This is a genomic window from Desulfogranum marinum (genome assembly GCF_016918565.1).
Taxonomy (GTDB): Bacteria; Desulfobacterota; Desulfobulbia; order Desulfobulbales; family Desulfobulbaceae; genus Desulfogranum; species Desulfogranum marinum.
Window position 1 is genome coordinate 1 of the sequence record NZ_JAFFQD010000201.1, and the last position, 269, is coordinate 269.

1 pseudogene is annotated in these 269 nt (G+C 43.5%); it reads left to right on the top strand.

The annotated features are described in order from the left end of the window. A pseudogene (locus JWH17_RS23495) lies at positions 1–269 on the top strand (hypothetical protein); the annotation flags it as partial.

Consider the following 269-nt stretch of genomic DNA (forward strand, 5'->3'; position numbering starts at 1 on the left):
TGTTCGTGTTCTGGCCAGACTTCTTGATGAAGCGAAAACAAGGCTGCCAGGGATCATGTTATCCTTCCATAACCATCGACGGGCGGCAAAACGACGGAATCTGGAAATTACAAATGCCAAGAATAATAAGGCAAGACAGAAGCCATATAGAAAACTTATAGAACTCACAGAGAAGACAATAGGCTACGCCGAAAAGGGGGTGCGTAGTTTACAGAATTATGTGGGAAGTTCCATAATTGAACAAGCTGTGGCAGTCGATATTTGCAAAC